The 6,204-nt window shown below is 73.7% G+C and carries 6 protein-coding genes; 4 read left to right on the forward strand and 2 right to left on the reverse strand.

Features of this window, described 5'->3' with window-relative positions; genetic code table 11:
* A partial coding sequence (locus tag AB0J52_RS23110; RefSeq protein ID WP_500184035.1) for an NAD(P)-dependent oxidoreductase occupies window positions 1–558 on the forward strand: 558 nt, incomplete at its 5' end.
* A 91-nt stretch (window positions 559–649) separates the two neighbouring features.
* Here AB0J52_RS23110 and AB0J52_RS23115 read toward each other — a convergent pair.
* Window positions 650–1,453: a carbon-nitrogen hydrolase family protein gene (locus AB0J52_RS23115; RefSeq protein WP_500184036.1), complete on the reverse strand. Its 804-nt coding sequence runs from the start codon at window positions 1,451–1,453 to the stop codon at window positions 650–652.
* A gap of 229 nt (window positions 1,454–1,682) precedes the next feature.
* Here AB0J52_RS23115 and AB0J52_RS23120 point away from each other — a divergent pair, with 229 nt between their 5' ends.
* Complete coding sequence (locus AB0J52_RS23120) at window positions 1,683–2,483, forward strand: carbonic anhydrase (protein WP_500184038.1); 801 nt, start codon at window positions 1,683–1,685, stop codon at window positions 2,481–2,483.
* A gap of 156 nt (window positions 2,484–2,639) precedes the next feature.
* On the opposite strand, the gene AB0J52_RS23125 is transcribed toward AB0J52_RS23120, so the two are convergent.
* On the reverse strand, window positions 2,640–4,064 hold the full coding sequence (locus AB0J52_RS23125) for a carboxylesterase/lipase family protein (RefSeq protein ID WP_500184039.1): 1,425 nt from the start codon (window positions 4,062–4,064) through the stop codon (window positions 2,640–2,642).
* 125 nt (window positions 4,065–4,189) lie between these two features.
* On the opposite strand from AB0J52_RS23125, the gene AB0J52_RS23130 reads away from it, so the two are divergent.
* The gene (locus AB0J52_RS23130) at window positions 4,190–5,149 is read left to right on the forward strand and encodes a hypothetical protein (protein ID WP_500184040.1); all 960 of its coding nucleotides are present in this window, start codon (window positions 4,190–4,192) and stop codon (window positions 5,147–5,149) included.
* The gene (locus AB0J52_RS23135) at window positions 5,146–6,195 is read left to right on the forward strand and encodes an alpha/beta fold hydrolase (protein ID WP_500184041.1); all 1,050 of its coding nucleotides are present in this window, start codon (window positions 5,146–5,148) and stop codon (window positions 6,193–6,195) included. Before AB0J52_RS23130 ends, AB0J52_RS23135 begins: the two co-directional genes overlap by 4 nt.
* Window positions 6,196–6,204 lie beyond the last annotated feature (9 nt).

Raw genomic sequence — 6,204 nt, forward strand, 5'->3', positions numbered from 1 at the left:
GCCGTCGTCCGCGACGCCGCCCGCCTGCCCGAGGACCTGCGCGACCGCGCCGACGTCCTCGTCGCCGACGTCATGGACCCGGCCGCCGTCGAACCCGCCGTCGAGGGCCGCGACGCCGTGCTGTCCTGCCTCGGAAGCCGGAGCGGCCTCGCCCCCACGACCGTCCACACCGACGGGGTGACGTCGATCATCAAGGGCATGCGGGCCGCCGGAACCCGGCGGCTGCTGGTGGTCAGCGCCGCCGCCCCCTACCCCGACCCCGGCGACGACCTGCTCGGCCGCTACGTCGCCAAGCCGCTGGTCAGCCGCATCCTCGCCAACCCGATGAAGGACGTCGTGCGCGCCGACGGCGTGGTCGAGAGCGCGACCGGCATCGACTGGACGATCGTCCGCCCGCCCCGGCTCCTGAACGGCCCGGCCCGCGGCGCCTACCGCCTCGGCCTCGACCGCACACCGCCGCGGGCCCGGTCCATCCGCCGCGCCGACCTGGCCAACGCCATGCTCGACCTGGCGGACAATCCGAAGTCCATCGGCCACGTCGCCTGGGTGGCGACCTGACACCACGCCTTGGCCCGGGGCCCGGCTCGATTTCGGCCCCTGGCCCTCAGCCCTTCAGCTCGCTCTCGAGCGTCGGCGCGAGGCTCGAATGTCAGAGGACGTCGCGGCGGCGGTGGGAGAGGGACGGGAGCCTCTCGCGCACCTTGGGGGTGAGGGCCGGGTCCAGCTCCACGACGCGGACCGCCGGGAACGGCCCGAGGTCGGCCACGATGTTGCCCATCGGGTCGATGAGCTGGCTGCGTCCCACGCCGCCCGGCAGGCCGCGCGGCGGCGGGGTGCGGTCGGGGGCCTTGTCGACCGCGACGACCCAGGTGGTGTTCTCGATGGCCCGCGCGCGGACGAGGGTCGTCCAGTGCTCTTCCTTGAAGACGCCCTGAGCCCACGCGGCCGGGATGACGAGGATGTCGGCGCCCTCGTCGACCAGGGCGCGGGCCAGCTCGGGGAAGCGGACGTCGTAGCAGGTGACGATGCCGAGCCGGTGGCCGGCCAGGTCGAGGACGACGGGCCGGTCGCCGGCGACGACGCGCTCGGACTCGCGGTCCCCGAAGGCGTCGTAGAGGTGCAGCTTGCGGTACGACCCGACGAGCTCGCCCTCGGCCGAGATGCCGACGACCGTGTTGTGCACGCGGTCGGCGTCCGCGGGTTCGAACACGCCCATGACGACGTTGACGCCGTGCTCGCGGGCCGCGTCGCGGACGGCCGTCACCCACGGCCCGTCGAGGGGCTCGGCCGCCTCGGCGAGGTGGTTGCCGAAGCGGATCTGCGCGGCCTCCGGGAGGACCACGAGGTCGCAGCCGCCCGGCGCCGCCGAGGCCTCGGCGATCGCCGCCAGGACGCGGTCCAGGTTCTCCTTGGGGTCGTCGCCGACCTCGATCTGACACAGAGCCACGCGCATGCCCTCATTCTGCCCGCTGGACGAGGCGGTATGACAGCCGCCGTCCCCTGACCGGATGGACACCCCGAATGCGATCACCCCCACGGGCACCCGGCCGACACAGCTCGATGCGCGCGAACCTCCTCACCCACTCGGCCGCGTCCCCTGCCCGGCCGTGTCGCTGCATTCCACACACAGGCTTTGCCGGCTTGCGGGATGGCCCGGTGGGTGGGGGCGGTACCTAAAGGGAGTGAATGAGTTCTCACGGCGGAGCCTGCTGCGCTCCGGACTGGCCACGGGAGGTCTGGGCGTCGCGGCGCTGGTCCCGGCGCTGGGCGCGTGCGGCGGCACCAGCCAGTCGGCGGTTCCCGTAGCGCAGACCGGCACGGCCACGCAGACGACGGCCCCGCCCACTTCGCCCACCGGCACACCCACCGCCGAGAAGCTCACCCCGGCCCAGGCATGGAGCAGGCTCGCGCAGGGGAACCGGACGTGGGCGGCCGGGAAGCGCACGTGCCCGCAGGAGAGCGCCCAGCGGCGGCAGGAGGTGGCCGCGGCGCAGAACCCGTTCGCCGTCGTCGTCTCCTGCATGGATTCGCGGCTGCCTCCGGAGACGGTGTTCGACCAGGGCGTCGGCGCCCTGTTCGTCGTCCGGACCGGCGCGCAGACCATCGACGACCTGGTCAAGGGTTCCATCGAGTACGGGCCGGTCGAGCATGACACGCCGCTCATCGTGGTCATGGGCCACCAGCGGTGCGGGGCGGTGAAGGCGACGGTGGAGTCGCTCGAGCACGACCATCCGCTGCCGAAGCACCTGAACGCCATCGTGGAGTCGATCAAGCCCGCGTACGAACAGGCGCATGCCAAGGGCGGTGACGTCCTCGACCAGACCATCCGGGCCCAGACCCTGCGGACGGTCGCCACGTTGGCCGCCGACCCCGCGCTGTCGTCGAAGGTCGGCAAAGGCACTCTCGGACTGGTGGCCGCCTACTACAGCCTCGATTCCGGCCAGGTGTCGGTTCTTCAGACCATCGGCTTCAAACCGTCCTGACGACGTGACCGGCCGCCGCCCGGTCACGAGGCGGCCGCCGCACGTCCCGCCCGGACGACGTCCCTGTCGCGGGGACCGATCCGAGCCGATGTGGAGGGTGGCGGACGTCCCGCACGCGGGCGGACGTCGACTACTGCTTCGTTTTCGAGCTCCGCCTCAGGTGAGGTCCGTCCAGATCGGGAGGGACGGCGCGATCGACAGGGGGCCGTCCGAGATCTGCTCGTCCCAGACCCGGGTGATCCGTCCGGCGGACGCGTCGTAGCGGGGCCAGCCCGGGTCGCCGCCCGCGGCGAAGGACGTCCACGCCTTCCGGACCGCGTCGGACAGGACGGCGAACCCGTCCGGTGTGGGCGAGCCCAGGTGGCGCAGCGCGAAGCGCGAGTCGGGGAGTCCGAACACGAACGGCAGGTCGGTCGAGTGTCCGTTGATGCCCCGCGCGCTGCGCCAGGCGAAGTCGAACAGCCACGTCCGTCCACCGGCCGCCGCGTGCGCCTCGGCGATGCGGACGGTCGGCATCCGGAACATCGCGTCGGACAGCAGCGCCAGGGTCAGATCGACGTCATTGAGCTGCGGATACGCCGTCCGGTAGCGTTCCGCGCCGGCCGCGCCCACCTGTGTCGAGCCCGCCACCATCTCGGGGGTCAGCTCCGGCGGCACCGGGGACGGCAGGAACGCGCGCGCCTCCTCGTGGACGAACCCGCAGACCAGCTCGACGTCGGCCCCGGCCGCGATCCGCGTCCACGGCGGGCCGGTGACCAGGTCGCCGTCGATGACGGGCGCGAACGCCGTGACCGGACGGGTCACCGGATCGACCGGCGCGTCCTGCGCGGCGACGAGGGCCTCGGGGGAGAGCGACGCGAGCCCCTCCCACGTCGGCGCGACCCCGGCGGCGGCCGCGATGGTCCGTGTGATCTCCGACGCCTCCGGCGGCTCCACGTACCCGTCCGGGATGCTGTGCGCGATGGCCCGGCGGAACAGCCCGCGCGCCTCGGGCGCACCGGCCAGCAGCGTGATCGACGCGGCCCCGGCGGACTGCCCGAACGCGGTGACCAGGCCGGGGTCGCCGCCGAACGCGGCGATGTTGCGCCGCACCCAGTCCAGCGCGGCGATCTGGTCGCGCAGCCCGCGGTTGTCCGGGACGCCGTCCAGGTGCCCGAACCCCTCGAACCCGACCCGGTAGTCGAACGTCACGACGACCACGCCGGCCCGCGCGAGCCGCGCGGCGTCGTAGTGCGGCATCGGGCTCGCGCCGATCCGCCACGCGCCGCCGTAGAACCACACCATGACCGGGAGTCCGCCGCCGCCGGGGTCGGGCGTCCAGACGTTGACGTTGAGGCAGTCCAGGCCGTCCTCGGGACGCCAGATCGGGGGAGTGCCGGGCGCGGCGGCCCGTTGGGGCGGGGCGGCCCCGAAGCGGGTCGCGTCGCGGACGCCGTCCCACGCCTCGGCCGGGACGGGCGGACGGAACCGCAGCTCGCCCTCCGGCGCCGCCGCGTACGGGATGCCCAGGAAGATCGCCAGGCCGTCGGATTCGGTTCCGCGCACCGTACCGAGGTCGGTCCGCGCCAGCACGTCGGTCACGCGTCAGACGGTACCCGGACCACCCGCGCCGCGCGGTGACCGCTTCATGACAATTGCTCCGGATCCTCCGACGGGGACGAAGATCGCCGATACGCTGACCCGGTTTCCGTTCCGGGGAGGACGACATGCCGCGCCGTACCGCGATCCTCGCCGCCACCGGCACCCTGGCCGTGGCCGCCGCACTGACCCCGTCCACCCCGGCCGGTGCCGCCCCGGCAGCCGCCGCGCCGAAACCCCAGCCCAAGCCCGCGGCGAAGCCCGCGCGGGCGGCGCTCCCGGCGGTGGGTCCGTGGAAGGCGACCCGCTCGTACCTGGTCAGCAGCGTCTTCCAGAACCAGGGCCTCGCGACGGTCCGCGCGTTCGGCGGCGACCACCTCTGGTACACCGGCAACGTCGTCGCGCCGGACGCCCAGCTCAAAGGCTGGAACCACGTCGGCGACCCGGACTTCTCGCACGGCTACGTCGTCGAGCCGTACCAGTCGGGCGCGGCGAACCCGACGTCCAAGATGTTCCGCGTGTACGACACCGCGCACGGGTTCCGGTCGTCCGACTTCGTGCACAGGCTGGTGCCGGGCGAGGCGATGAACAACTCGTTCGCCGCCGTCAGCCAGGACGGCCAGTGGCTCGTCTCCGGCGAGTGGGGAACCGAGAACCGCCTGCTCATCACCCCGATGCCCGTGGTCAACAAGGCCGCCGCCGACCCGGCCCAGGACCTTCCGCTCACCGGACGCGTCGTCCTCGACCGTGCCGTCCGCGACGTCCAGGGCTGCGACTTCACCACGGAGACCCGCCTGGTCTGCTCCTCCAACGACGCGGACGGCACCGTGGACGGCGTCGTCCGGCCGCTCCTCCAGATCGACCTCGCCCGCACCCCCGACGGACGCGACGTCGCGGGCCGCGTCACCGCGCTCGGCCCACTCCCCATGGAGAGCGCGTGCAAGCCGGACGCCCAGCACGCCTTCGAGACCGAGGGCCTCGACTACGACGCGGCGAAGGGCGTGCTGCGCGTCGAGGTCGTGCAGCCCGGCCTCTGCATCCCGCTGACGACCGTCTGGGAGTTCGATAGCCGTACCGTGGGTGCGTGACCGACCGCGAGACCGTGCCGGACCCGACCCCGACCGCCCCGCCCCCACCGGACCCGACCCCGACCGCCCCGTCCCCACCGGAGCCGACGCCGCCGCGGCCCGCGTCGAGACTGCGGCGCTGGTCGCGCCGGACGCTGCTGGTCCTGGTGACGCTGTGGGCCCTGGTCACCGCGGCGTCGATGGTGGTCGTCCGGTCGACGCAGGAGCGCGCCGCCGTCCCGTCCGGGCTGTCGTACGTGCAGGCCGGGGACGTGCGGACGCGGTACCGCGAGTGGGGGAGCGGCGGCAGCCCGGTCGTGCTGGTGCACGGCGCGTTCGAGTCGGCGGACGCGTGGACGCCGACCGCCGAGGTCCTCGGCCGCACCCATCACGTGTTCGCGCTCGACCTCACCGGCAACGGCTACAGCCAGCGCAAGGGTCCGTACGACGCCGCGCACATGGCCGACCAGGTGACCGCGTTCATCGGCGCGATGCGCCTGGTCAAGCCCGTCATCGTCGGGCACTCCAGTGGGGCGGCCGTGGTCGCGGAGGCGGCCCTGCGGCGTCCGGACGCGATCGGCGGCCTCATGCTGCTCGACGGGGACGCGCTGCTCACCGGCGCCGGGCAGAAGACCCCCCTCCCGTACTTGATCATCGACCCGTACCGGACGGCCGTATTGCGCCTGGGCGTCCGCTCTGACTGGCTCGTCCGCACGGCCTACGCGCGGGCGTGCGGACCGCGCTGCCCGCGCCTGGACGCGGCGGGCGTGGACCAGTGGCGGCGTCCGTTCATGGTGCCGGGCGCGGAGAAGGCCGTCTGGGAGATGTTCCGCAACGGCGTCGTCGGCATCCCGACCTCGCGCCTGGAACGGGTGCGCGGCCTGGGCATGCCGAAATCGGTGGTGTTCGGGGCGGACGACTTCGTGTTCAGCCGGTCCACGCCCGCCGAGACCGCCGCCCGGATCGGCGCGCCGCCGCCCACGCTCATCCCGCGCGCCCAGCACATGACGTTCGTGTCCGACCCCGGCCCGGTCGCCGCCGCCATCGACGCCCTCGCCCGCCGCTGACCTTCGTCC

The organism is Spirillospora sp. NPDC049652 (assembly GCF_040675125.1).
Taxonomy (GTDB): Bacteria; Actinomycetota; Actinomycetes; order Streptosporangiales; family Streptosporangiaceae; genus Spirillospora.